Genomic DNA, 1203 nt, shown 5'->3' with positions numbered 1-1203 from the left:
GGTCAAGCGGCTGGAGAAGCAGCGCGACCAGGGGACAGCCCAGCAGCCCGGGAAGCTGTGGACGGTCGAGAAGTGGCTGTGGCACTGGGTCGAGAACATCGCCAAGGAAGCCGTCAGCGAGAACACCTACGACGGCTACGAGGTGGCGGTTCGGGTGCACCTCGTGCCTGGCATCGGCAAGCACCGGATTGACCGCTTGGAGCCGGAACACCTGGAAAGCCTCTACCGCCGGATGAAGGCGAAGGGCAGCAAGCCCGCCACGGCCCACCAGGCCCACCGGACCGCGCGCACCGCCCTGGGTGAAGCGGTCCGGCGCGGCCACGCCGCGAAGAACGCCGCTGCGCTGGCCAAGCCGCCACGGGTGGAGGAGGCCGAAGAGGAGATCGAGCCCTACTCGGTCGAGGAGGTGCAGAGCCTGCTGATCGAGGTGAACAAGCGCCGCAACAGTGCCCGCTGGATGCTCGCCCTCGCGCTCGGCCTGCGGCAGGGGGAGACGCTGGGGCTTCGGTGGGCTGACGTGGACTTGGAGCACGAGTACCTGAAGCTGCGCCGGAACCGGCTGCGGCCGAAGTACGCGCACGGGTGCAAGGAGGCTGAGCCGTGCGGCCGGAAGGCCGGGTACTGCCCTCTGCGTAGCCAGGTGCGGCGCGAGACGAAGAACACCAAGTCGCGCGCCGGACGTCGTGCGGTGCCCCTGCCGGGGCCTCTGGTCCGGATGCTCCGGGCGCACAAGGAGGTGCAGGCCCGCGAGCGGAAGGCGGCCGGCGACCAGTGGACCGAGTCGGAGTACGTCTTCACCAAGCCGCTCGGCGGTCCACTCAGCCCGAACACGGACTATCACGACTGGAAGAAGCTCATCGGGGATGCGGGGGTGAGGGACGCGCGCCTTCACGACGCACGGCACACCGCCGCGACCGTGCTCATGCTGCTCGGGGTCCCGGACCGGGTCATCGACCAGATCATGGGCTGGGAGGCGGGAACCTCTTCCCGGATGCGCGCGCGGTACCTGCACGTGCCCGACGCCATGCTGAAGGACGTGGCACAGAAGATCGGGGAGGCCATCTGGGGCCCCTCAGAGACGGGTCTCGTGGACAAAGACCAGAACAACGAGACCTGAGGAACGACGAAGGGCCCCACCGCAAGCGGTGGGGCCCTTCAACGTATTGCCCGGTGAGAGCAATGGCGGAGGATACGAGATTCGAA

General features: G+C 68.3%; 1 protein-coding gene. It reads left to right on the top strand.

The genetic code is table 11. From position 1 onward, the window contains the following. Positions 1-1117: tyrosine-type recombinase/integrase (locus ACWGDE_RS39095; RefSeq protein ID WP_453393841.1), on the top strand; the 1117-nt coding region annotated here is incomplete at its 5' end. Between the last annotated feature and the right edge of the window lie 86 nt (positions 1118-1203).

It is taken from the genome of Streptomyces sp. NPDC054956 (assembly GCF_053609185.1).
This window is presented reverse-complemented; position numbering and strand designations above follow the sequence as displayed.